Annotated in this window: 22 protein-coding genes; 7 read left to right on the top strand and 15 right to left on the bottom strand. The window is 39.7% G+C overall.

Annotated features, from left to right (window positions below):
- Positions 1-5 precede the first annotated feature (5 nt).
- The 6 genes from AWW68_RS08765 to AWW68_RS08735 all read right to left on the bottom strand — a co-directional run bounded on the left by AWW68_RS08765 (position 6) and on the right by AWW68_RS08735 (position 5568).
- A complete protein-coding gene (locus AWW68_RS08765; RefSeq protein WP_068219548.1) occupies positions 6-443 on the bottom strand; it encodes a response regulator in 438 nt (145 codons plus the stop codon).
- Positions 440-2332, bottom strand: coding sequence for a sensor histidine kinase (locus AWW68_RS08760; RefSeq protein ID WP_084375634.1), 1893 nt, complete (start codon positions 2330-2332; stop codon positions 440-442). Before AWW68_RS08760 ends, AWW68_RS08765 begins: the two co-directional genes overlap by 4 nt.
- 72 nt (positions 2333-2404) lie before the next feature.
- Entirely contained in the window at positions 2405-3322 is a 918-nt protein-coding gene (locus AWW68_RS08755; RefSeq protein ID WP_068219544.1) for a hypothetical protein, read from the bottom strand.
- Positions 3315-3680, bottom strand: a complete 366-nt coding sequence (locus tag AWW68_RS08750; protein ID WP_068219543.1) for a hypothetical protein — start codon at positions 3678-3680, stop codon at positions 3315-3317. The genes AWW68_RS08755 and AWW68_RS08750 overlap by 8 nt, the downstream gene beginning before the upstream one ends.
- A 30-nt stretch (positions 3681-3710) precedes the next feature.
- Entirely contained in the window at positions 3711-4622 is a 912-nt protein-coding gene (locus tag AWW68_RS08745; protein WP_068219540.1) for a TIGR01777 family oxidoreductase, read from the bottom strand.
- A 445-nt stretch (positions 4623-5067) separates the two neighbouring features.
- Positions 5068-5568, bottom strand: a complete 501-nt coding sequence (locus AWW68_RS08735) for a GbsR/MarR family transcriptional regulator (protein ID WP_068219528.1) — start codon at positions 5566-5568, stop codon at positions 5068-5070.
- Between the two features lie 86 nt (positions 5569-5654).
- On the opposite strand from AWW68_RS08735, the gene AWW68_RS08730 reads away from it, so the two are divergent.
- Positions 5655-6404, top strand: a complete 750-nt coding sequence (locus AWW68_RS08730; RefSeq protein WP_068219526.1) for a DUF5995 family protein — start codon at positions 5655-5657, stop codon at positions 6402-6404.
- Between the two features lie 19 nt (positions 6405-6423).
- Here the strand turns inward: AWW68_RS08730 and AWW68_RS08725 are convergent, their stop codons facing one another.
- The 3 genes from AWW68_RS08725 to AWW68_RS20395 form a co-directional block, all read right to left on the bottom strand.
- Complete coding sequence (locus tag AWW68_RS08725) at positions 6424-7026, bottom strand: DUF1684 domain-containing protein (RefSeq protein ID WP_157717582.1); 603 nt, start codon at positions 7024-7026, stop codon at positions 6424-6426.
- A 4-nt stretch (positions 7027-7030) separates the two neighbouring features.
- Positions 7031-7549, bottom strand: coding sequence for a DUF4199 domain-containing protein (locus AWW68_RS08720; RefSeq protein ID WP_068219521.1), 519 nt, complete (start codon positions 7547-7549; stop codon positions 7031-7033).
- A gap of 198 nt (positions 7550-7747) precedes the next feature.
- Positions 7748-8170, bottom strand: coding sequence for a response regulator transcription factor (locus tag AWW68_RS20395; protein WP_068219519.1), 423 nt, complete (start codon positions 8168-8170; stop codon positions 7748-7750).
- Positions 8171-8403: 233 nt separating this feature from the next.
- On the opposite strand from AWW68_RS20395, the gene AWW68_RS08710 reads away from it, so the two are divergent.
- Complete coding sequence (locus tag AWW68_RS08710) at positions 8404-9810, top strand: amidohydrolase family protein (protein WP_068219517.1); 1407 nt, start codon at positions 8404-8406, stop codon at positions 9808-9810.
- 93 nt (positions 9811-9903) lie between these two features.
- Here the strand turns inward: AWW68_RS08710 and AWW68_RS08705 are convergent, their stop codons facing one another.
- Entirely contained in the window at positions 9904-11163 is a 1260-nt protein-coding gene (locus AWW68_RS08705; RefSeq protein WP_068219515.1) for an RNA polymerase sigma factor, read from the bottom strand.
- 58 nt (positions 11164-11221) lie between these two features.
- On the bottom strand, positions 11222-11566 hold the full coding sequence (locus AWW68_RS08700; RefSeq protein WP_068219512.1) for a YciI family protein: 345 nt from the start codon (positions 11564-11566) through the stop codon (positions 11222-11224).
- Between the two features lie 126 nt (positions 11567-11692).
- Between AWW68_RS08700 and AWW68_RS08695 the strand changes: the two genes are divergently transcribed.
- From AWW68_RS08695 to AWW68_RS08675, 4 genes are all read left to right on the top strand, one after another.
- A complete protein-coding gene (locus AWW68_RS08695; protein WP_068219509.1) occupies positions 11693-12367 on the top strand; it encodes a pyridoxamine 5'-phosphate oxidase family protein in 675 nt (224 codons plus the stop codon).
- A 622-nt stretch (positions 12368-12989) separates the two neighbouring features.
- On the top strand, positions 12990-13250 hold the full coding sequence (locus AWW68_RS08690; protein ID WP_068219508.1) for a hypothetical protein: 261 nt from the start codon (positions 12990-12992) through the stop codon (positions 13248-13250).
- A 968-nt stretch (positions 13251-14218) separates the two neighbouring features.
- Positions 14219-15151, top strand: coding sequence for a DUF6252 family protein (locus AWW68_RS08680; RefSeq protein WP_068219506.1), 933 nt, complete (start codon positions 14219-14221; stop codon positions 15149-15151).
- Between the two features lie 10 nt (positions 15152-15161).
- Entirely contained in the window at positions 15162-16076 is a 915-nt protein-coding gene (locus AWW68_RS08675) for a hypothetical protein (RefSeq protein WP_068219504.1), read from the top strand.
- 28 nt (positions 16077-16104) lie between these two features.
- Here the strand turns inward: AWW68_RS08675 and AWW68_RS08670 are convergent, their stop codons facing one another.
- Positions 16105-17409 carry an MFS transporter gene (locus AWW68_RS08670; RefSeq protein WP_068219501.1) on the bottom strand — a complete coding sequence of 435 codons (1305 nt, stop codon included), beginning with the start codon at positions 17407-17409 and terminating at the stop codon, positions 16105-16107.
- Between the two features lie 266 nt (positions 17410-17675).
- On the opposite strand from AWW68_RS08670, the gene AWW68_RS08665 reads away from it, so the two are divergent.
- Positions 17676-18515 (top strand): hypothetical protein, encoded by an 840-nt coding sequence (locus AWW68_RS08665; protein ID WP_068219497.1) that lies wholly within the window; start codon positions 17676-17678, stop codon positions 18513-18515.
- Between the two features lie 351 nt (positions 18516-18866).
- Here AWW68_RS08665 and AWW68_RS08660 read toward each other — a convergent pair whose 3' ends face one another.
- The 3 genes from AWW68_RS08660 to AWW68_RS08650 form a co-directional block, all read right to left on the bottom strand.
- Positions 18867-22247: a methylmalonyl-CoA mutase family protein gene (locus AWW68_RS08660; RefSeq protein WP_068219495.1), complete on the bottom strand. Its 3381-nt coding sequence runs from the start codon at positions 22245-22247 to the stop codon at positions 18867-18869.
- Between the two features lie 96 nt (positions 22248-22343).
- Complete coding sequence (locus tag AWW68_RS08655) at positions 22344-24527, bottom strand: patatin-like phospholipase family protein (protein ID WP_068219489.1); 2184 nt, start codon at positions 24525-24527, stop codon at positions 22344-22346.
- Complete coding sequence (locus AWW68_RS08650; RefSeq protein WP_068219486.1) at positions 24524-25696, bottom strand: THUMP domain-containing class I SAM-dependent RNA methyltransferase; 1173 nt, start codon at positions 25694-25696, stop codon at positions 24524-24526. The genes AWW68_RS08655 and AWW68_RS08650 overlap by 4 nt, the downstream gene beginning before the upstream one ends.
- Between the last annotated feature and the right edge of the window lie 74 nt (positions 25697-25770).

Here is a 25770-nt window from a genome sequence, read left to right as displayed (position 1 = left end):
CCAGTTCACTCAGAAGATTTCGGTAGCTTAACGGTTTTAAACCAGAATTTTTCAATCTGCTTAACTAAGTCAAGAAATTCAATAAAATCCATTGGCTTGGAAATGTAGCTATTAGCAAAGCGTTCGTAGCTTTCTTCCACATCTCTTTCGTTTTGGCTTGTGGTAAGCACTACAACGGGAATTGTTTTCAGGTTTTTATCGAATTTAATTCTTTCGAGCACCTGTTTACCATCGACCTTTGGCATGTTAAGATCTAACAAAATAAGCCCAGGAATAACGGCTTTTTCATAAGGCGGTTCTTTTTTCAAAAACTTCAGACATTGTTCACCATCATTCACCACATCTATAATTGCATCTACCTTAGATTTAGCAAATGCCATTTTTGTGAGCATTACATCTTCTTTACTGTCTTCAACCAATAAGATTCTAAACTCCTCTTTCATCCTTTGCTCTTATTTAGCTCAAAGATAAAGGAACTTCCTTTACCATATTCACTTTCAACTCGAATGGTTGAGTCATGTTTACCCACAATCTTCTTACAAATAGCCAAACCAATACCCGTACCTTCATATTCTTCTCGAGTATGTAATCGCTGAAAAATGGTAAAAATTCTTTCAAAATACTCCTCTTTAATACCAATTCCGTTGTCTTTTATCTTGAATTGATATTTCTCCCCCACATCAGACCACTCAATTTCTATTTTCGGATCAACATCAGGTCTTCTGAATTTAATGCTATTCCCAATAAAATTCTGGAACAGTCGTCTCATTCTACCTTCATCACCATAAACTACTGGCAACTCGGGGTGTTTTATCTCTGCATTGGAATCAATTATCTTTAGACTCAGGTCTTCCTTCACTACATTGATTACCTTATTTAAGTCTACAGGAACGGCATCTCTCTGTTTTGTTTCTAACCTTGAAAGTACTAGTAAGTCATTTATCAAAGTCTTCATTCGGGCCGAGGCCTTAATAATACTTTCTATAAAGAGTTTGCCTTCATCATCGAGCAAATGACCATAACTCATCTCTATGAGCTGAAGATAGCTAGTAATAACACGTAAAGGCTCTTGCAAATCGTGAGAAGCTACATAGGCGAAGTCTTGAAGCTCTCGGTTTGAACGTTCTAGTGCCTTAAGAGACTCTTGTAGCTTTTGTTCCTTCAAAGACTCATCTGTAATATCCATTACAATACCAGCATAATATTGCCCCTTGGTGTGTGGCAGGTTGACAAAGACCCCTTTGTCTTTGACTATTCTCACCTCATTACTTTGGTTGATAATTCTATAGCTCAATTCATAATCTTCATCTTTCTCAATTGCCTGCTTAATGGTACCTTCTACCCGCTCTCTGTCTTCAGGATGAACCGAATCCAAAGCTACTTGCAATGAAGGTTCGATTTCCCCTGGTTCGTAGCCCAATATTTTAAACCGGCCATCGGACCAATAGCGCTCTTGCCTATCAAAACTCCACCTCCAATTACCCAATTGCGCCAAATCTTCTGCCTCTTTAAGAGCAGATTCATTCTGAGTTAACTGCTCTTCTTTTCTCTTTAAATCATCAATATCTTGAAAGAGTCCCTTAAGCTTTACAGGCTTTCCATCTTTCAATTCGGCCTTACCTATAGCTCTTACCCATAGTTCATTTTGTGAAGCGGTTATTATCTTCAGTTGAACATCGAAAGGTTCACTGTTTTGAATTGCATTTGTAACTAACTCTGATATCACCTCTCTATGGTCTGGATGATAGAAGTTCAACGCTGAGGCTACATCTACATTACAACCTCTTTCCATCTCGTGAATATCATACACTACATCGCTCCAATACAGTTCATTTGATTCTACATCAAGATGCCAATAGCCCAACCGAACTGCCTTCATCGTATCGTCATACATCTCATTCAGTTCAACGAGTTCCTTGTTTTTTCTCTTCAGCTCATCATTTATATTATCAAGTCGAGAAACACTAGGAAGCTTTAAGGCTTTCGGGTACAGTTTGAAAAGCATTAAAACTGTACCTAAAGAAACCAAGCCCGTACACATTTTTGCAATAGCAGAAACCCTATAGTAGGGCTCCCAAATATTGATAACATCAATAAGGTGGCCTATTCCACAAAAAAAGATAAAGGCAGCAAAGGCTTTAAATACCACTCCAAACCTCAGATCTTCTCTGTTTTTAACAAACTTCCAAAGTAGTATTGGAATGGTCATGTAGGATAAAAAGGTGAGTAAATCACCAATTACTATGGGAATTAGGATGTCTTTTTCCCAGAAATAGCAATGGCCATGAGGCATGAAGTCGTTCTCAAAAACGTGTCGGAGGAGCTCGAGCATTGGCAATAATAGAAAATTACATTCTTTAATATGTAAAGAAATGAGCGTTATTGCCAGAAATAGATTACATACTTAGAAAGGTTCTATAAGGCTCCTTTGCACATTTTGAAATACATAATCGTGTTCTTGAGAAATGCCTAGTTTTTCGAAAACTCTCCAATAAGCTCTAGGATACAGCTTAGAAGTATAAGTGGTAGTTCTGGTCATTTTAGTTTTGGCGGGCGCAAGTGAATCAAAAGTGTAAATAGCCTCTTTAAAGCCTAACCATACTCTTCCCGTCAACTCATAGTCTATCACATCCATTTGTAGCAGCTCGCCAGGTTCATAGGCAGTAACTTTTTCAATAATTCGACCTCCTTCGAAGTAACAGACTCTAAGTGCATTAACTTCTTCCTTTTCTAAAATGCACTTGAAGGGAACGGGCAAATCAAGTTTCATAAGAAAAGGCTTTGCACCATACAGCGTATCTACCGATTTGATGGCATCAAAAATTTCAATGGCAGAGTATGGCAATATGATTTCGGTAGAAACCGATTCTATATGTTGCTCATTTTGAAGCATGCCATTTTCTAAAGGCACTGCTAGAATGAAAATGAGTAGTGGAGACCAAATTACTCTTACCCTTACCTCCTCTTTAACTTTATGATATTTCTCTATCAGGTGAACAATAATTACACCCAGAAATAACGGTACAATAATCAGAGGAAGTAAAAAAATCACACAAACCATTCCTTCAATTCCCGCTATAATGATGAAAAACAGAAAGAGGGCAAGGGCCAAAATGACCCCATAAAACATTGCCTTTTTATTCGGATGAACCCCTAAGCTAAGCCCGAGGATCACGGGAAAGCACAGAAACATTACCCAACCATATGCTGCCCAACCCTGATGCAAAAACAACATACCTAGGCCAAGGAAAACGGTAGTTTGAATTATTGAGACACGGAAGCTTCTGTCTGCCCAAATATGCCTAAACCCAACCTTAGACATGTGTAAGCCTGTTTTCCTTCCCGCTTTTTCGAATTTGGAAGAATACATAAATATTTAGGAAGTGCATTCCGCCTAAAATCAATGTGATTATCCCCACTCTTTTAGACAATCGAATGAAAAGGTCTGATAGATCATTTACAGAGCCTATTGCATCTAGAGATGATACCGCGAAACCTAAGTTGATTAAGTAGAACCCAACTACCAACAGCCTGTTAACACTATTGGCAAACTCCTGGTTACCGGAGAAAATATCGACCAAAAAAACTCTGCCACTTTTGAACAAAGTTGATGCTACCCAAATGGTTAGTCCAATGGTTAAAACTAAGTACAGAACGTAAGATGTAATTGCGTAACTCATGATTGTATTGTTTAAATGGATGATTAGAAATTATTGCATCAGAAGATCTTGTAAGGCCTGATTCAAATCAGGGAACTTAAACTTGAAACCTTCTGCGAGAAGCCGATCCGGTGTAACAAAGCGGCCATAGAGAGCCAATTCTGGATCAGTTTTAAAAATATATTTAGCACCCAAACGAGTGATGAATTCTGGTGCTGAAAGCCCAAAAGGAACTTTCATCGTCTTCCTCAAGGATTTCATGAATTCCTTGTTAGAAACAGGGTTAGGTGAAGTAATATTATAAACTCCACTAAAACCAGAATTCATCAAAGCTTGAAATACAATTTCGTTAAAGTCAGTCTGATGAATCCAGCTCATGCCTTGCTTACCCTCGCCAGCTTTTCCTCCCAAACCCAACTTCACCAATCTGGACAAGCTTTGAAGCGCTCCTCCATTCTTACCGATCACGAAACCAGTTCTTAGAATTACCCCTCTTGTCTCTTTATTCAAATATTTGTCAAATTCTGTTTCCCATGCTTTTCCTACTTGCGGAGCCAATCCGTACCCTAATGGAGCCTCCTCATCACAAAACCTGAATGGTGGATCTCCATAGATATGTGCCGTAGACATTTGAATCCAGACCTTGGGACACGTTTTTGCTTTGGCTAAAGCACACCCAATTATTCTGACAGATTCCACCCGAGATCGGAGAATCAAATCGCAGTTATCAGGAGTCTTTACACAATCAACACTCCTTCCGGCAAGGTTAATAATCCCAAAGGCATCATTAAACTCATCCGCCCAATCACCGAGACTGTGACCATCCCACAGTAGAAGTTTGTGTTGAGTAACCACTCTTTTTCTGGCAACCAAAACGACTCCAAAACTTCTGTCTGTCAAGTAATCAGCCAGTGAAAGCCCAAGGAATCCAGTACCTCCGAAAATGACGACCTTCCTTTTCATGACATAGTCGATTTGATCTGAGAATTAGTTCTTTCCTTGTAAGATTTTTGAACCACAAAACATTGATAAGCCACTATAAACCAAGGCACTACCAATAAGTAAACCCAGTAAAAGTCTTCATGAATTTCTTTGAATCTACTGCTATATAAAGACCCAAGAAATACCCCAACGTTGAAAACCAATAAACTCGAACACCTGCTCTTACTACCTCACTCCTTCTCTCTAGAGTAGTTATAAAATGAAACCCTACAGCTAATTGAAATATCCCCAATGGCATCATGATTAAGGCTACAAGCTTTAATTGACTAAAATCTTCATTGAAAAAAGCCAGCAAAAACAAAAGACAAACTAGGCCGAAAACGATCTTTATAACCGCAGTATAAAATCTATAATTTCTCATACTTTTATTATTTTCAATATTTTATGAAAGTTTGAATCAAATTTTTTAGCGCATCATCTTCATCAGAACTTGAAAGAACCAATTTTTGTCTGAGCGAATAAATTTATCCAGAGCCCCATCTACTTGTTTGGTAAAACCTGATAAATCACCCGTTACTTTCTTGAAATGCTCTACTTGAGGAGTATCCCCTTCTATTTCTTGTACTTCATTCAAAACTCGCATCACTGGCTCAATCTCTCTCCTTCTCCTTTCTCTCGATACCTGCCTGGCCAGTTCTAGAATATCCTTTCCTGTGGTGAAGTACTCTTTCCTCTCTCCAGGCTTTAAGACTTTCTGAACAATACCCCAATCCATCAAAGACCTCAGGTTCATATTGGCGTTACCTCTGGATATTTTCAATTCTTCCATAATATCCTCAGTGGTTAAAGCCTCTTCTGTAATTAGTAGAAGTGCATGAATCTGCCCCATGGCTTTATTAATACCCCAGGCCGACCCTAGTGTACCCCATGCCTGAATGAACTGATCTTTTGCTTTGTCGTATTGCATAGTGCTAAGGTAATAGTTTATTTTTAACTTTCAATACTTTCTGAAAGTTTAATTAATAAATATTAAGAGATTGACTAATTTGAATCATGCACGCACAATCAATTGATGAAGTAATTGATCAACTAGACAGGATAATCGAAGAGTGTCTGGCGGACGATTCTAAACTAGCCTTCTTCCCCATCCTCTACAGAAAGGTAACCATTGCGGTAAAAGAGGGCATTGAAAGAAAAGACTTCGATGACAACGAGCGAATGGAAAAGCTCGATGTAGTTTTTGCTAATCGTTACCTAACCGCTTACCAGCAGTTTAAAGCAGGAGAAAAACCAACAGACTCTTGGCAAATAGCCTTTGATGAGGCACATGCTTTTTGGCCCATAGCCCTACAACACCTATTAATTGGCATCAATGCTCACATTAACCTAGACCTTGGCATTGCAGCAGCGGAAATTGCGGACTCTGATTTGCATTCTCTAAAAGCGGACTTTTACAAAATCAATTCTCTATTGGCTTCTATGGCAGAAGGAGTTCAGCAAGAAATTGGTAGAATTTCTCCAGTTATCGGAATATTGGACCTGCTAGCTGGCAAGCTAGATGAAAGACTAGTAGATTTTTCTATCAAAATCGCACGTGACGGTGCTTGGGATTTTGCCAATGAGTATAATCAGGCAGAAGCTTCACAAAGACCAACCTTGATATCAAAGCGGGATTTTTCCATTGCATGGCTAGGTAAGGACATTATGAAACCCGGCAGGTTCCTTCGAGTAGTTGCTGCTTTTATTAAAGTATTCGAAAGAAAGAAGGTGCATAAAATTGCAAAGGCACTCGAAGGTAATTAGTCTCAATACTTTGTACTATTTAATACCCCTTTATTCCTGCCTCTACCTTTATAGGCAGATAGTTGGCATCAGGTACTTTAGGGCACTCATATTTGTCATTATAAGCGCAGTAAGGGTTATATAGCTTATTGAAATCTACTGTCCAGATTGTTCCTTCAGGAATTCCTTCATAATGCATATAACGTCCGCCACCATAGGTTTCATTGCCAGTAGTTTCGTCTACTAAAGGAAGAAAAACATAGGTCGGCATACCAGGTAAACTGAACCTCTTCTGCTCAACATAAGCTTCAAGAGTGCGGTTTTCGCCAAGTAATTCGAAATGAAGAATCCCTATTCGCTTGTAGATTTTTGCACCACCAGTACTGGTAGCAAGCTGAAAAGGTTTCGAATCTGGAGTCGGCTCAAATTTCGCCTCAATCCTATAACTCTCCTGGACAGGATAAAATAGATGACCCGTAAAATCCTTTCTTTCCTTCTTAGATAAAGGTGACTTAACAGGGTCTAGATACTCTTTATTCAAATCTTCCTGCCAAACCTTAATCTCCTTTAAATAATCAGCTTCCTGAGCGTGAGCCACACCAAGAATAGCGATTAGCGATATCATCAAAATTAATCTATTCAAGCCTCTATACAGTTTTAACAACTCCTTTCCGTTGCAAAATAAGACCTCCAATTATACTTATCACGAAGCCTATCAGAAAAACAGTTAAGAACATCAACAAAGCTTGCCCTTCTATGGAAAACATAAAGTTATTGCCAGAAAGCGCCTCGGCATATTGCTGTTGAAATGTTGGAGTCCCTCTTTCTAAACCCATGGAATACGCAAAATACTTCTCGTTGAACTCAGGGTCGATGAACAAAACATATACCGTATTATACAAACCGAATGCCAAGCCACCAATGGTTGAAATTCCTAGACCAATTTTGAAAGCGTCTCCAAATGATAGCTGCCCACCTTGCTCCTTCCTATAATTAAGTTGGGCTACAATGATTAACAGCATAGCAATAACTATCGTAGAATAGCCTATAAGTTCACCAACTGCAAAACTGTCTGGGCCGAGCCCTACAATAGCAATTGAAAGAAGCGGAACACCTACTATTAAAGAGGCTCCAATAAGTCCGAATTTAATTATCAGTTTTTTCATCAGATATTTTTTTTGTTCTCAAAACAGCCCTTTCTGCTGTAATTAAGGCTCATACTTTAGTATGAAATTACAGAATTCTCGTCATTCAGAAGAAGAACATTTTGATGTTAATCGAAAATGAGCGACTGAAGAATCTCCACTAGTTGCGCACCCAACAAACAGATTCTTCGCTTTGCTCTGAATGACGCATAACCGGAGTTATTGTATAATCCTCAACTCCTTAGCCCTAGTAACCGCTTGTGTTCTGCGTTTTACATCGAGCTTTACAAATAGATTTGATACATGCGTTTTGATAGTATTTTCAGAAACGAAGAGCTTCTCTCCTATCTCAATGTTAGAGCAACCTTCAGCAATATGATGTAACACTTCCATCTCACGTTCGGTAAGACCAAGACTTTGAATTCTGTCATGATCTATTTCTATCGATGGACTTACTTCTATAATCTCCACTTTCCTAAATTTCAAACCGAGATAAACCCCTAGCCCAATGAATGCCGCCCCAACAAGACCAATGGTTAGATCTTGAGACATCTCTGGGATAAATAAAGACATTTTGCTCAGCTGAAAAAGTATAAGCAAAGCTGCTATAATTAACCCAAAACGAAGAATGACTTTAAACATGAATTTGAAACTAGTTATAAGAGACTCAAATCAGAATCCTAATTAAGAATTTTTCATCCCCTGGGCATCTACATGCCGCAGCCATGGGCAGAGATCTTCTACAACATGGCAACAATGAGATTCCCGTTTTCACGGGAATGACGTTCTAAAGAATATTAATTCTGTTTCCTCCACTCAAAAAATTCAGTCTGAATGGAAATGAGAATTCAACTATTTTTAAGAACATCACCCTAATGAAAACCAGAACTTTCTTTCTCCTTTTCGCATTAACCATTATTGCTTGCCAGCCTAAAGAATCTGTAGACATTCTGATTACTCATGCAGAAGTAATTGATGTCGAAACTGGTGAAATTTGGTCTGATCAGATGATTGGAATCAATGATGGAACAATTGTCTTCATCTCGGATGATGACGCAAAAGACTACAATGCAAAAGAAACCATTGAAGCCGATGGCAACTATGTAATCCCCGGACTTTGGGATATGCACATTCATTTCCGGGGTGGAGAAGAATTGGTTGAAGAGAACAAAAGTCTTATTCCACTCTTTCTCGCTAATGGCATTACTGGTGTACGTGAGGCTGGTGGCGATATGACTCAAAAGATTTTCGAATGGCAAGATGCTATCGAAGCCGGAACTATGAAAGGCCCGAAGATTTTCACTTCTGGCCCTAAACTAGATGGGCCTGGTGGTACATGGGCAGGATCTATCCCCGTAACCACCCAAGAAGAAGCTTTTGAGGCAGTGGATTCATTAATCGACCTGGGTTCCGACTTTGTAAAACTTTACGACAGCAGAATATCTCGCGATGCTTACATCTGGATTTTGGAAGAGGCAAAAAGAAGAGGCATTAAAACCTCTGGCCACATGCCATTCAGCGTCTTGCTCAATGAAGCGGTTGAAGCCGGTTTAGGCTCAGTGGAGCACCTTTATTATGTACTTAAGGGGACATCTACCGAAGAACAGGAAGTCACCGATGATGTGATTGCTGGCAAAGCAAGTTTCTGGGGCTCAATGAACAGGTTAATGGCTACTACAACTAAGGAGCAAGAGCAGGCTGCTTTTAACCTATTAAGAGATAACAACACTTATGTTACTCCTACGCTTTATATCGGCAATGTTCTCACTTATTTAAAAGAAGTAGACCACGCCAATGACCAATATTTGAACTATGTTGGCGATGGTATTATCGACACCTATCAGGGAAGAATTAGAAGTGCGTTGAACGCCAATGAAGAGTTCACTCAAATGCGAATTGATCTCAACAATACTTTCGTAAATCTTGTGCCGAAACTGCATAAGGCTGGTGTGACACTGCTAGCTGGCTCCGATTGTGGCGCTTCGAATAGTTACGTTTATCCGGGCGAATCACTTCATGGGGAACTCAAAGCTTTGGTAGATGCGGGGCTTCCAGAAATTGAAGCTCTCAAAGCTGCTACAATAAATGGCGCAAAATTTCTTGAAGTGGATAGTTTCTATGGAAGTCTAAAAACAGGCAAGTCTGGCGATTTGCTAATTCTGAATGACAATCCGCTGGAAGACATTAGCAACAGCAAGAACATTAGTGGTATGGTACTTCAGGGTAAGGTCTATACAAAGTCTGATATGGATGCTATGCTGGAGAGTGTGAGGAAGAAGTAGTTTTGGTTTACGCTGTCATCCCTGCGCAGGCAGGGATCTCCCTATTATTCCGCAAACGACTGAGATTCCCACCTACGTGGGAATGACAGAAGGCTATTTACCAATCCAACTCTGGAGCTTCTTTTCCAGAAACCTTCTTTCTGTAATATTCAAAGCCTGACTGATGGACTTTTGCAGATGAACTCTGGCAGCAGACCAATCACCAATTTCAGCATATAAATCAGCCTTAAGAGCCAGAAAAGACTGATTCCCATTTATAATTTCTTCTAGACCTTCCATTTCGTTTAGAGCGAAACTTGCTCCTTTCACCTTACTCAAAACAAGGACTCTGCTCATTTGAACCACAGGCACTGGCTTCAACTTAACAAGTGTGTCGTATAAGCTTAAAATAGCTTTCCAGTTTGTCTTTTCATGGGATGCCGCAGTGGTGTAATAGCAAGAGATAGCCGCCTCCAACTGATAAACCGATGAGCCCTCAAACTTTGATGAATCGTGCAAAAACTGCCAGCCCCATTTGATATGGTCTTCATCGTATTTGGTTCTATCCTGTTTTTCCAAAGTCAGGAGATTTCCTGCTTCATCTATTCTAGCAGGGAAACGAGCTGCTTTGAGCAGCATCATAGAAATGAGTGCTTTCAGTTCTCCATTGTCACAACTTGGCTCATTGGTTAGTAAGAAGGCTAGTCGTATTGCTTCTTCGCAAAGCTCTTGCTTTATCAGTTGGTTCCCCTCTGTTGCCTTGTAACCTTCGTTGAAAAGTAGATAAATGACTTGCAACACCGCTTCCAAACGTTGTTCCAAGTCGGCACCAATTGGTACTTTCAACTCCCCCACTTCCTCTCTAAACTTAACTTTAGCTCGAGTAATGGCTCTTTTAGTCGCTTCCTCCTGCTTCAAAAAAGCCCGAGCGATTTCCTTCACAGACAAACCGCAAAGGAGTTTAAGGCTGAGCATCAATTGCTCCGTTGGTTTCATGGTCGGATGACAACAAGCGAAAATCATTCTCAGCTGATCATCAACAATTGCCCTCTCCTCCGGAAGTACGTTTTCCTCCTCCTCAATATGATTGGTAGAAATGGCTAAGTCGTATGAAACAGACCGATTGTCCTTCCTCAGATAGTCGATAATTTGATTATTCGCAACTCTGTACAGCCAAGCCGAAGGGTTATCTGGCATGGGCTGAAAAGACCAAAGCTTAGCCGCTTTATACAGCGACTCTTGCACCGCATCTTCTATGGTGTCAATCAGCTCAGGCGAATACTTATTAGCGAACATGGAAACCAGCTTACCATACTCATGGCGAAAAAGATGATCTAGCTTTTGATTGACTGCAGTAGGCATAAAAAAAGTCATTCCCGAAGTCAATTTGCAGCTTTTTAGCCAAACCCAGGAATGACTTGAAAAATTGAGTTTACATATCAGCAATTCCCCTAACCTCAACGTGGCCATCTTCAGCATCGAGGATCGGACAACCTTTGGACATTTCAGTCGCTTCTTCTAGTGAAGTAGCATTGACCATAAGATAACCTCCAACTATTTCAGCACCTTCGGCAAATGGGCCATCAGTTACCACTGAACCACCTTTAGAGACTTGTTTACCTTCAGCTTTCAATGGAAGACCATCGATGAGTTGACCTTTTTCGGCTAGGCCTTCCATCCAAACTCTCCACTCATCCATATGAGCTTCTACTTCGGCAGGAGACATTTCCGCCATTCTGGCGTCACCACCTCTAAACAGGTATAAATACTTTTGCATTGTTCTAAAAATTATGAGTTGATAATTCGTTTTAAAAATCGCGATTTGTGGGTTTGACGAACGTTTTGAGTATTCGGGACAGAAATTAGAGAAAACTTTTCAACTTTATGAGAGAAAGGTCAATACATGAAAACATTCGAAAAGAAGCCCATCAATAAAATTGTTCGTGGTTCGAAAAGAGCCCGATATGATCAGGAGCAAGTCTATAAAATTTTAGACTCACACTTCATTTGCCATATTCCGTATGTTTTCGAAGGAACATCTATTGTCATTCCAACCGCCTATGGCAGAAAAGAAGATTCTATACTTATTCATGGATCGCTCAAAAACCGAATGATGCTTGCTCTTCTGGAACAAGAAAAAGTAAGCTTGAATGTTACTCACTTAGACGGCTTGGTGTTGGCTAGATCAGTCTTCCATCACTCCGTAAATTACCGCTCGGTCAATGTTTTTGGGAAAGCCAGATTAATTGAAGCTGATGATGAAAAAATGGAAGCTTTGGAGATTATCACCGAAAACATCATTGCTGGAAGATGGAATGAAGCCAGAATCCCGAACCAAAAAGAATTGGATGCTACACTAGTGATGGCAATAGACATTGAGGATGCTTCTGCTAAAGTCAGAGAAGTAGAAGCTGCAGATGAAGCAGCCGACATGGATTTAGATATCTGGGCTGGAGTTTTGGAACTAGAGGTTCAACCTGGAAAACTAGTAGCTAACTCAGACAACAAACCGGGTTTAGCCGAACCAGAATCAGCAAAGAACTTTAGGTTTTCGAATAATTCGGTGAAGCGGGGGTAAAGGGTATTGGGATATATGTATTGAGACATAAGTATTGCGTAATGCGACTTGGAATAGAGATTATACAAATCGTATCATTTTCCCAAAATCAACGGTAAAAAGATTATTGGCTCAAATGGTAAAAGCCAATTTGGTGGAGAAGCATGGGGCTGGGGCTGGGACTAATTATTCGATCATCTAAAATTTTGTAAGATTTCACATTGTTCTTACCGAAAAATAATTTAAGATTGTCAGTGATCGGGTATTAACACCCTGATAGAAAAAATTATAAATAAGCCCTTAAAGGCCACCGGAATCCTTAAAAAGAAAGGATTCAAGTGGCCTTTTTTTATTGGCTAAAATTCACAAAAGAATGAAACAACTAACCAATTTACTTCTGATTCTCTATACAGCCACAAGTGAAAAAATGGCTCTTACATTGATTATAATTATTGAAACTATTTTAAGGGTTTAGTTTTGAACTCAAATTGTAAGCATAACTTAATTGAGGGTTAAAGTGTAAAAGCCAAAATCAATTTAGAATTTAACTTTTGAAAACTCCCTGAAAAACATACTCACCTTAGTCACACAGATAAAAATCTTATACACGCAATTTGTTACAGTCAGAGTTGAGCTCCGACCTATGCTTAACCGGATCAACATCTCTGACTTTGACAAAGAGATACCGTTGGGAGACTCCTTAGCCCAAGCCTCTCTTGAATTAATGTTCATTAAGAGTGAATCTGTTATTGAAGAGTACGATCAGATACTCAATCCACAGATTTTTCCTGAACACAGAGAAAGAATACTCCAGTTCAAGAATGAAATAAAACCAGCTCTAAAATTATTCGCAGATGGACTGACAGAAGAACTCACAGAAACACACTTGTTGCTCATAATTTAAGAATCAAAGGTAAAGAGTCTATATTTGACCTTGATACTACTCTTGAGATCAATACACTGACCTTTGACAACGACTTTACGATTCTCTACTATACTCACATTTATATGACTTTTTGCATCGGTAAGCACTTTAGAAATGAAGTTAGAAATATGGATCGTTCGAAAATTGAGGATAAAGTGAACTTCAGTGGGGAATATAAAAGCCTAAAAGATTCACTTCCTGAAATCAAAAAGCTATTTGATCAAAGTGGGCTTACTTTTGAAGAACTAGATCGACATATCGAGTTAGTGAGGGATTCCTGAAGCAAGGCTAGAAGATTTAGAACTTGAAACTGTTTCAAAATACACTGGCTAGATCACTGATTTGTGTCGCCCTTAATTTCTAATTGACTGGTTTCTTACCAACTAAGTGAACTACCCAACCAACTCCTCATTTTTAACAATGACTGCTGAGAAGTCGATTTGCAATCGACATGACTACTTGCCAGCAACAAAGAGGTTACTGTCTATCAAAAAATTGTGTCACTTTTCATCCCTGCAATGATGACATCTGTATGGACATTATCAGTCTAAAGAACATCTCACCCTGGAGGGTCGGTACCCTACATCAGCGTGACCATCGACTAAAGATGTACTTAGAAGCGTTTGGCTACTTCGATGGTTTTGATGTTGGTCGCTTTTTCAATTGGAGAATCAAAATAAGGTATATCTAAAGAGCCAATTTCGCGAGCTTAATGGCTGGCAAATGATAGGTTAAGGTATCTAAAATACGATATTGATTAAAGTATATAGAAATGATAAGCGTAACCAAGCCTTAGGAACTGTTTCTATTTCACCATTTATCGTTATCAATCAGAAACATATATAATTTCTGTTTTCATCAAACATTCAGTACTTTAAACAATTAAAACTAAGGGGTTACACAATTTTCAACTGTATATAAACCAACCTATTTAAACTAAACTAATTATGAAAACGCACTATGTACTCATTGGAATAGGGTTGTTTTTTCTTTTAGCAGCATGCGATGAGAGCGAAACACAAAACATAAATGAGCTCGAGGAGTTAGAAAGCTCTTGTTCAAGCTACATCAACACTACTCAAGCAAATTCTAATTTCTCTCTAGAATTAGAAGGCACACAAATAACTCCTCAAAACGGGCAATTTCATACCCAATTCATCGACAACAATCTCCACATAAGAGCTTTTAATAGCGATTACAGTGTTTCAGTAACTATTCCAAACCCTTCACAGGCGCTCTACAAAAATGATGGAGTAGATCAATTAGAATTTTCTGGAGAAGTTACAGATTTGAAAAACTCAACTTCTTCACAAATTGACTGTGGAGTTTTCAAAGTAACCTCGTTCGATTTAACCAGCCAAACACTCTCGGGTCTATTCCACTTTACAACTACCTCTGTGAACAACCAACCGAGCATCGCTATATCCAACGGAATACTTAACGATGTTTTCATCACCACTTCCAACTTTTGTAAAATGGATTTTGAAGTGGATACTTCAGTAAAAAACATCCAGTTAAACGACACTTGGTGGAAGTTTTCAGCCGCCTATGATAGCTCAGGAGAAATTATTGCCTCACCACTTTGCACCTCTTGGTCTGGCGGTGTGAGTATTTCATTCTCTGAAGGTGATGAGCAAATGAATATTTTCGGTATTAAAAACGTCAAAACATTAGGCTACAATATAGATGGCGGCACAATAGATTTTGCTGATAACCATCTTACCCATTTTGTTAACGAAACACCTGCCGAGACAGAGCTAAAAAGCTCAATTATTGGTAACCTAAAAGGCAATTCTTATTCCTATACAATTAATCACAACGAGCTTACTCTTTCAAGAATTGATGATGGAGTAGTGTTTAAATTCTTTATGTCCGAATAACCCATATAACATGAGTAAAAATATCCTTAAAACTACTTTAGCATTTTTCTTTTTCGCTCTAATGGTCTCGTGTGGAGACGAGGAGGACACCAATCTGTTTGAAGATTTGGAAAGTGATTGCAGTAGCTCTATTCGTAATCCGGTAACATCCGTTCCTTTGAGCATTAAGGTTGATAATTCATCACAGAACCTAAATGAAGGATATTTCAGCATGTATATTAACGACACATTATATGTTGGTGGAGAGAACAAGTTTTATGCTTTCCAAATGATGATTCCATCACCTGAATTAGGAGTGCACGAAATATCAAACACAAGCACTGTAGAGGCCACAATTCTAGACTACTCTACTTTAAAGTACATGTCTGCTAATTGCGGTGCTTTAAGAATAGATAAGTTTGACATTAACAGCACTGAGTTTGAGGCATTTTTTCATTTTACAGCAAGTACTCCATCGGGTGATGCAGAAGCAACTATTTATGATGGGGCAGTTAATGGCATAGACATCTCTTTGGATCCGTTTTGTTCTAGAAATTACTCCATTGTAAAGCAGAGCGAAAGCCTTGATTTGGAAGATAATTATTGGGCACTAGCAGAAATATTAGATTCCAATAATGACCCTACTCTTTTACCCCCATGCGATAGGGTAATTACATTGAGATATACCACTCAAAACAATCAATTACAAATATTAGGCCCAGGTACTAAAATTGTTATGGGTTTAAGTGTTGATGGAAATTCTGTTACTTTTTCAGACTTTAATGTGAATCAAAGCACTGCCACCTCGGAATCCTTAATCAACTTTCAAAACGAACTTATTGCCAAGTTGAGAGGTAACACCATGACCTATTCAATAAAAGAAAATGAATTAACTTTAAACTTTGATTCATCAGGAGAGATTTTCCACTTCTATCATTATCAGTAAGGCTTAAAACTTCTGAATGTAACTTGTACTACTCCCCTTCTACATTCTTTAACTTAAAGGATAAGAAAAAGGCTACCATAAGCATGGCAAAGAAAAAGGCAAACTGAGCGTTTAAGCCAAAGTAATTACCTATGAGTCCAAAGCTAGCGGCAATCAAGGTGAATACTCCAATAGATGTATTGGCTATGGACACGTATGTTGGTCTATCATCTTCTGGTGCGAAGTCTACGAGGTAGGTCTTTCTGGCTAAACGCGCTCCGGCATAAGCTACACCGTTAATAAACAATACGGGCAAGAAATAGAGTACGTTTAGATCTTCCGTGAAATTGCGCATTACAATAGCTGCTACAATCCCCAGCACACCTACCAATGCCGACAACCTCATTAATCTCGGGGAAGATTGATCTGCAACCTTTCCCCATATAGGACTACTGATAATCTGTGCCAAACCACTAACCAGCATCAACAAGCCTAACAAGCTCCAGGTTGATGCCTCAAACTTTTCAGCAGAAAGCACATAAAACGGCTGGATCAAAGGAATAGCCATTAACATAGCCCTGACAATCAGGAACCTTCTAAAATCTACATCTCTAGAAATCAGGTTAGAACCTTCTTTTAATTCATCGATTGGGTTGCGTCCGCCCTCTGTGGCTCCTTTGGGTTCATCGATAAAATAGAACAGCATGGCAGCAGCAAACCATAATATGCTTGCCACCAAAAACAGTAATGCAAACACCTCCGTATTGGCTTTTTCTTTTACGTAGAGAATAAGCAATACACCAGCCGCAAGCCCCATTACGCCACCGAAGGTCGATCTGTAACTCAAGGCCTGTCCCCTCACCTTCTTATCTATGGTTTTAGCCAATACATCTTTGAAACTGATAGACGCAACCCCACTGGCCATGCTGAACACCGCCAACAAAGCGACTAAAAGAATAGGTAGGTTATCTACTTCCTTATAAACGAGAAATGCAGCCACAACCCAACAAACGGCCTGAACAATGGCAGAAACTACCCAGAAATACTTTCGAATACTATATGATCTGATTTCACCAGAAACAATAAGCTGAGGTAACAGTGAACCTGCATCTTTTACAGGAACTAGCATTCCTATTAGCCCTGCAGAAGCCCCCAGGTTTTGCATCACCCAACTGAGCGTTAAATCAGGGCTGATGATCTTTTCCGCAAGCTTTGTGAGCGTCCCGTTAAATACGTTAAGGGTGAAGTTTTTTGGACTCGATTCACATGCTTCATCAGGAATAGCACTGCAAGCCCTTGGCTCGTCCTCTTCAGTTAAAAAATCGTAGAACTGATCTGAAAAATCTTTCGACATAAAGGATTAACTCTACCAATAGTTAAATGTTGGTGTCAATGCAGTAACATACTTGCCTGACCACTTCGAGTGGTCTAACCAGTAGTGCATTATTGACAGATTCCTAATCGATTGGTTACCTACTTTGATCATCTGCTCACAATAAAAGCATACTGACTGAGACTTAACAAACCCAGCACTTCTTAGCTGCCTTATCGTTTAGTAACAGCAATTGATTCAAAGTTCACATCTGGCTATATTGATAATGATTCACAGAACAAAACATCATGGTACATCAAAAAATTGGCTTCTTGACCCTCTTGCTACTATTTAGTTCTTTACTCAATGCTCAGGACCTTATTCAATTTTCATTTAACTCTACACAAGTCAATAAATCCGATATTGAAGAAAAGAACTACAGCAATTCTCACCCTCACATTCTTATCTCCACAAGTGAATTACGAATTCCTTCACCTGAAGAAGTTCCGCCAGGAACATTTCCAGAATTCGGATTGAGAATGGTTTTTTCTGTTGAAAACCACCATGAACTCCCTACTCCTTCAACTCAAAACCCTATAACCATAAGCTATTCAGCATTGCAGTATGGGCAAGATGAGAAAGAGTACAATGAAAAATTTGCCAACTCTAGCGAATTCAAAAACTCTGCTAAAACTGGTCAGGCGATACGTGAGTCTTACAAATCGAAAGAGGAAAAGATTAAAGAACTTTCAGAAAAAGTAGCCAAAGGAGATCAAAAAGCATTGGCCGAACTTGAGGCTCTACTGAATTCCGAGCTTGAAAAAGCAGAGAACGCAAGTGAACAAATGATTGGTAATATCCCAGATTCGCCAACATCAAAAAAGCCATATTTCTCTCTGATTTTCTTTCTCCCTTATGAAGACTCTCATATGGAGTATATGCTAGATATTAAACATGGTTCTGTTACTATAACTAAAATGAATGAATCACGGTTTGAAATGAGTTTCTCAGGCTATGCTGAACTTTATTATGACGATCGTGATATTGATACCATTTCTAGAATCAACCAAGAACAAGGCAAACCAAACTTTGGTAAAGTGCTGAAAGAAAAAGGGCAAGTAAGTGGAAAAGTAATGATCGAATTTTGACTTAAGTGCCAACCTAGTCGGAGTTTCTCCGTGGGCACTAACAAACTAGCATATTGCTACGTTACGATGACAGAATAAGGTTAAGCTTGTCACCCTTATACTGGTCAGACCACTTCGAGTGGTCTGACCAGTAGTGCATTTTGAACGTTTCCTAATCGATCGGCTTCCTACTTTTCTATTTAGGATGAGGAGATTGCCGCTCTCGGTGCCTCGGGACGCTAGAATGACGTACCGAAGACATGATTCCTGATTTCCAACATAATTACCCTCAGTCCCTAAAGGGATGCCCAACAATGAAGTTTTAGCCCCTGATTTCTGATCACCGATTAACTGATCACTTGCGTGGAAACATTACATGTTTCTGCGGTACTGCCCGCCTACTTCAAACAAGGCAGAAGTAATCTGACCCAATGAGCAGTACTTACAAGCTTCCATCAACTCTTCGAACATATTTTCGTTCTGAATAGCTGCATGTTGTACTCTCTTCAGCATTTCAGAAGCTTTATCTTCATTCCCCTTCTGAAGGTTACCTAACATATTGATCTGATATTCCTTCTCCGTTTCTGTCGCTCTAATCACCTCTTTCGGTAATACGGTAGGTGACCCTTTAGAACTCAAGAAGGTGTTCACTCCAATAATAGGGAATTCACCAGTATGCTTCAGCGTTTCATAGTAAAGCGACTCTTCCTGAATCTTGCTACGCTGATACATTGTCTCCATAGCGCCTAGCACACCACCTCTTTCGGTAATTCTATCGAACTCGGTTAGTACCGCTTCTTCCACTAAGTCTGTCAATTCTTCAATGATGAACGAGCCTTGCATTGGGTTTTCATTCTTAGCCAGACCAAGCTCTTTATTGATGATAAGCTGAATAGCCATGGCTCTTCTTACTGACTCTTCAGTTGGAGTGGTAATAGCCTCATCATAAGCATTGGTGTGAAGCGAATTACAGTTATCGTAAATGGCATAAAGTGCCTGTAGAGTAGTTCTAATATCATTGAAGTCAATTTCTTGAGCGTGTAACGAACGGCCAGAAGTCTGAATGTGATACTTCAGCATCTGAGCTCTGGCATTGGCTCCGTACTTATTCTTCAGCGCTTTCGCCCAAAGCCTTCTTGCTACTCTACCAATCACAGCATACTCTGGATCTATACCGTTTGAGAAGAAGAATGAAAGGTTCGGACCGAATTTATCGATGTCCATTCCTCTACTTAAGTAGTATTCTACATAAGTGAACCCGTTAGCCAAAGTGAATGCCAACTGTGTAATTGGGTTAGCCCCAGCTTCAGCAATATGATAACCCGAAATAGATACAGAGTAGAAGTTTCTAACCGCTTTCTGGATGAAGTATTCCTGAACATCACCCATCAATCTTAGAGCAAACTCAGTGGAGAAAATACAGGTATTTTGTGCCTGATCTTCCTTCAAGATATCGGCCTGAACGGTTCCTCTTACAACTGAAAGTGTTTTGGCTTTAATTTCTTGATAAACATCAGCAGGCAGCACCTGATCTCCTGTTACACCAAGTAACATCAAACCTAAACCATCATTACCTTCTGGCAAGTCACCTTGGTAATGAGGTCTTTCAACTCCTTTGTCTTTATAGATTTTAGCAATTTTCGCCTCTACCTCTTTTTCAAGTCCATTTTCTTTGATGTATTTCTCACATTGCTGATCGATAGCAGCATTCATAAAGAAGCCCAACAACATTGGTGCAGGACCATTAATTGTCATGGAAACTGAAGTAGATGGGGCACACAGATCGAAGCCAGAATAGAGCTTCTTAGCATCATCTAAACAGCAAATACTTACACCAGAGTTACCAATTTTACCGTAGATATCTGGTCTGTAATCTGGGTCGTTTCCGTAAAGCGTTACTGAATCGAAAGCCGTAGACAAACGTGCCGCAGGCATTCCTAAACTCACATAGTGGAAACGTCTGTTCGTTCTTTCTGGGCCTCCCTCGCCAGCAAACATCCTTGTCGGATCTTCACCTTCTCTTTTGAAAGGATAGATTCCGGCAGTGTAAGGAAATTCTCCCGGAACATTTTCTTGCAAAGACCAACGAATTACATCTCCCCAGCTTCTAAACTTAGGCAAAGCAACCTTTGGAATTTGAGTATGTGAAAGCGACTCAGTGTGAGTCTTAATTTTAATTTCTTTATCTCGAACCTTGAAGCTGTATACAGGATCGCTATATTTCTTTTTCTTCTCTTCCCACTGCTCAATAATTTGCCAGTTATAAGGGTCGAGATCCATTTTAACTTGCTCAAAAGACTCTTGAATTCCCTTAATCAGTCTGTCTTTATCAGCTACTGAAGACTCCTTTAATGTATCTATTGAGCGCTGAAGTCCATAAAGTTTATCTGCTACTTCTGCTTGAGAAAGTGCCGTTTCGTCATAAGAACGATTACTCTCTGCAATCTCAGACAAGTAGCGAGTTCTCTTTGGAGGAATCACGAATATCTTCTCAGACATCTCATTAGTGATCTCAAAAGTTGAATTCAGATCGGCCTCTGTTTTCTCTACAATTTTATCCATGATAGACTTGTAAAGAGAGTTCATTCCAGGGTCGTTGAACTGAGAAGCTATAGTGCCAAATACTGGCATATCGTCTATGTTGGCATCCCACAAACCGTGGTTTCTCTGATATTGCTTCTTAACATCGCGCAAGGCATCAAGAGCACCTCTTTTATCGAACTTATTGAGCGCAATGATGTCAGCAAAATCGAGCATGTCGATTTTCTCTAATTGGGTTGCTGCACCGTATTCTGGAGTCATCACATATAGAGAAACATCTGAGTGATCTAGAATCTCTGTATCTGACTGTCCAATACCTGAAGTCTCAAGGATTATTAAATCATATTCAGCAGCTTTAAGCACTTGAACAGCTTCGCGAACATGCTTAGAAAGCGCCAAGTTAGACTGGCGAGTGGCCAAAGAGCGCATGTACACTCTCGGATTGTTGATGGAATTCATACGAATTCTATCTCCTAGTAAAGCTCCGCCTGTTTTTCTTTTCGATGGATCTACCGAGATGATACCGATTTTCTTGTCTTCGAAATCGATCAAGAATCTTCTTACCAATTCATCGACCAATGAAGATTTACCAGCACCACCTGTTCCTGTAATTCCTAAAACTGGTGTTTTAACCTGGTCAGCAATTTTATGAACCTCTTCCAGAACAGTTTGAGAGTCTTCTGGGAAGTTTTCTGCAGCAGAAATAATCCTAGCAATTGACTTGGCTTCTTTGTCTTTCAGATGATTAACCTCACCATTAAGGTTTTCACCCGTAGGGAAATCGCAACGCTCTACCATGTCGTTAATCATTCCCTGCAAGCCCATTGAACGGCCATCGTCTGGAGAATAGATTCTGGTAATTCCGTAGTCCATCAATTCTTTGATTTCTTCAGGAAGAATTACTCCTCCACCTCCACCAAAGATTCTGATATGACTAGCCCCTTTTTCCTTTAACAAGTCATACATATATTTAAAATACTCGTTGTGACCACCCTGATAGGAAGTCATGGCAATTGCCTGAGCATCTTCTTGAATAGCAGTATTTACTACCTCTTCCACACTTCTATCATGACCAAGGTGAATTACTTCACAACCAGTGGCCTGAATAATTCTACGCATGATATTGATGGCAGCATCGTGGCCATCGAATAGTGAAGCGGCAGTTACAATTCTAACTTTGTTTTTTGGTGTATAAGGAGCTGCTTGTTCCATAGGTATTTCTTATCTCAGCTTGCAAATTTATGTATAAAACAGTTTTTTCCTAACAGTTGTTAGGAAGTGCAGTTTGGAAATTGATTCCAGACTAGGCTAACGTTTCAACTTCTCTAAAGCGCGTTGGTTATCCACCTGATGAATAGATTCAATAATGTTCTGCTTTTCAAACTCAGTAAGTCTCCAACTGAGCGAAGCCCGATCGTCATCTCCATTGGTATATTCGAATTCTACCCGATTGAGGTGATCCTTAAAAATCTCTTTAGTTAATTCGTACCATTGGTCGTTTTTGATGGTCTGCACTTTATCCCAACTCTTATAAACAGACTGGATAGGTGAAAAGAATCTCTCCATAATATTTTGAGGTTCTGGTGCAGAAAGCTCTTCTTCTTTCACTGAGTCACGGATGGTAATCAATGTTACTTGACTAGTATTCTCCTTAATCCAATCCTTAAAAACATTGAGAAAGATTAGCGCATCTACAATTCCATAGTTATCGGAAATTCCAGCATCAGCTATTTGAATTGGCGGCTCAGTTGGTAGCGTAATTGTTGGCACCACATAAGGAAAGGTAGCACTCATTCGAATAGCCGTTAGAAATCTCAAGCTATCTGGCTGATGATTCTTGAGTAAAGCCCTAAAGTCTACCCCTTGAATAACCGTATTCTTCTCAGTACTGTAATTCAAAAAGCTCACAGGGTGTGGCGATATATATAGTTTTCGGCCATCATTGGTAATCAGGGGACTTAAAAGCAAGGCGGGAATCTCACCGTTAAACTCAGGGTCGCGATAAGCAGCCAAAGGCCTATCTAGAGCTCCATTAAGGTTCTTAGAAAGGTTTTGTTCGAATGTGTAACCTCTCTCTACCTTATAAGTTTGCCCTGCGTAATCAAAATTCTTCACCTTAAAGAAAATATCATTCACCAAGAGCTTAAATATCAGTGGGTTCAATAATTCACTCCCAATCTCCGACCTGTGAATTCTGCGCCTTGGGTTTTCCGACTTCCAATACAACTCTCTATAAAAAGCAGCTCCCACCAAGCCTCCAGAAGCACCTGTTATCAAAAAGGTATTCTTCATCAGCGTGCCTTGCTTCACTGAGTCGATATGTTGCATTACGTTTGTTGCCCAAAGCGCAGAACGTTGACCTCCTCCACTTACCGCAACCAAAAACATCTCTGGCTTTTCCTCCCCAGTTTTAGCCTTCCAATTCTTAAGCATTTGCAGCCAATAGTCTGTAGAAACATCTACATCGGATTGCTCAGAAATTGCCCTGATGCTGTTAATATTATATGGTGTCTTTTCCTGAGAATAATCTAATCCGTAGGCAGGGTACTCGTAGCCCAAGTTCAAGGCCGATGAAATGACGTTAGCAAATAGCAAAAGCAGAAAAGCCGCAGAAACCACCCAAGACCTCAACCAAAAGCTCAAGGCACCAGTAGCCAGAATGATCACAGTAAGCAAGATTATGCTCGAAGCTGCTGCGGGTATCTGAAATAATGGAGATTGCTGAAATAGGCCTAAAGCAAATATGACGATCAACAAAAACGATTCAGCAATAATAGCATTCCTCTGGTTCTGCCTGAAAATACCTAAGATGGCCACCCTATCGTAATACTTTTCATAGCGCCTAGTGGAATAAAAACGCAAATTGATAGATAGATAATTGTTGCAAGGCACTGTCGACCTCTTTAGTCTTTGTAGTCTTCTAAAAGCATTTTGTTTTTGCTTAGCACCAGCTTTAACCTGCTTTCTCGCTCTTCTTCTCATCACCACCCTAATATCTCTATTAGTCATGGTAAAGTAGATAAATAATAGGGCTTGCATAGCTATAAACCCAGCCAGCAGACCAGATACAGAATACAGTATCTGTCTATCGCTGTAGAGGCCGTAATCTCTCGCGAACTCTACTACTTTTACCACATAAAAGATGAGGAAGCCGAATGGAATTACTGAGTTATTTAGACAAAAGTGGGTGAAAGGACGCGGTAATGTACCCAAAAAAGGAAAGCGAAAACCATCTAGAATATAGGAGGTAATATTGAAAGCCATGGCAAAGCCTCCTAAGGTTACACCAACAATAAAAAAGCCTTTAAACCCTACTGAGTCTAAGTAAATGGGGTCGAGAAACAAGTATGGAATCCCTAGGGCCTTGCCGAAACCTCCGGCAACAATCGAAAAAAGGAAAAACCAATAAAGAAGGAGAAACTGATTATACTTTACATGAACCAGCAGAAGCTTGATTGGGAATGAATTATAAAATGCATTTAATGCTTTCAAGCTTTTGCCTTTTTAGAACCTCTATATAACTCGTATTTCAGTAATCTACATTCAATTCTGGCATTAAAGAAAGGAATTCTTGCCGATGTTCTTAGTCCAATACTTTTAGCTAGGTTCATGTTACCAGTAAAGATAAACCCATTGTATCCCTGACATTTGTTTTTAAAGAAGTCTCCAATAGCCTGATACACTTCTTTTAGTTGCTCCTCTTCTCCTAATCGCTCTCCATATTCTGGATTGAGCATCACCACGCCATCAGTATCTGGCACGGTGGTTTCTCTGAAATCGCCATGCTCAAATTCGATCAAGTGTTCAACTCCGGCAGTTTTAGCATTTCCTCTTGCGCAGAACAAAGCACTTTTGCTCATATCTGATGCAATAATCTTCAAACCTGCTGGTGGTTCTTTGATTTGCAGTTTAGCCAAACGCTGATAATCTGCCCATGAGTTAGCGTCATATCCTTTAATGTGCATAAAGCCGAAGTTATCTCTCATCAAACCTGGAGCTTTGTTGATGGCTATCAAAGCCGCTTCAATGGCCAAAGTTCCACTACCACACATTGGATTGATAAATGGAGAAGCCTTATCCCACTCAGTTGCATATAAAGTTGAAGCCGCTAAAGATTCGATCATAGGGGCCTTAAACGGCAACTTTCTGTAACCGTGCTTGGCAATTGTTTCTCCAGAAGTATCGAAATACACGCGTACTTTTTCATCCTTCCAATAAATATGAATCACCGTTTTATCTCTATTCGGGCCAGAGTTAGGACGACTGCCAGTTTTCTCGGTCATTCGGTCGGCAATGGCATCCTTCACCCTAACATTGGCAAATCTATCATCAAGGATGGTATCGTTCTTCACATAAGAAGTGATGGAGAAGTAGCCATCATTATCCAGGTAGTTTTCCCACGGAATAGCCTTAATTCTCTTGTAGAGTTCATTAGCATCGTGTGCCTTGAACCTCTGAATTTGGAAGAGCACCCTACTAGCTGTTCTCAACTGCATGTTCAGCCGAAGGCAATCATCCATATAGCCTTCAGTTTCTACTTCTGAAATGGCGGTTGATTTCACCTCAAAGCCGAGGGCTTCTACCTCTTTGGCTAACCAAGGGCTTTGCTGTGGAAAACATGTAATTACTATGGCCGATTTGTAGGGAAAGACTGAACTCATTGGGGCGAAATTCGGAAGAAAAGGTGGATTAAAAAATTTTTCAACTAATGAGACTATCCTCAACAATTTTTCCT

It is taken from the genome of Roseivirga spongicola (assembly GCF_001592965.1).
Taxonomy (GTDB): Bacteria; Bacteroidota; Bacteroidia; order Cytophagales; family Cyclobacteriaceae; genus Roseivirga; species Roseivirga spongicola.
Note: the sequence above shows the minus strand (reverse complement) of the source record. Positions and strands in the feature narration are given on the sequence as shown.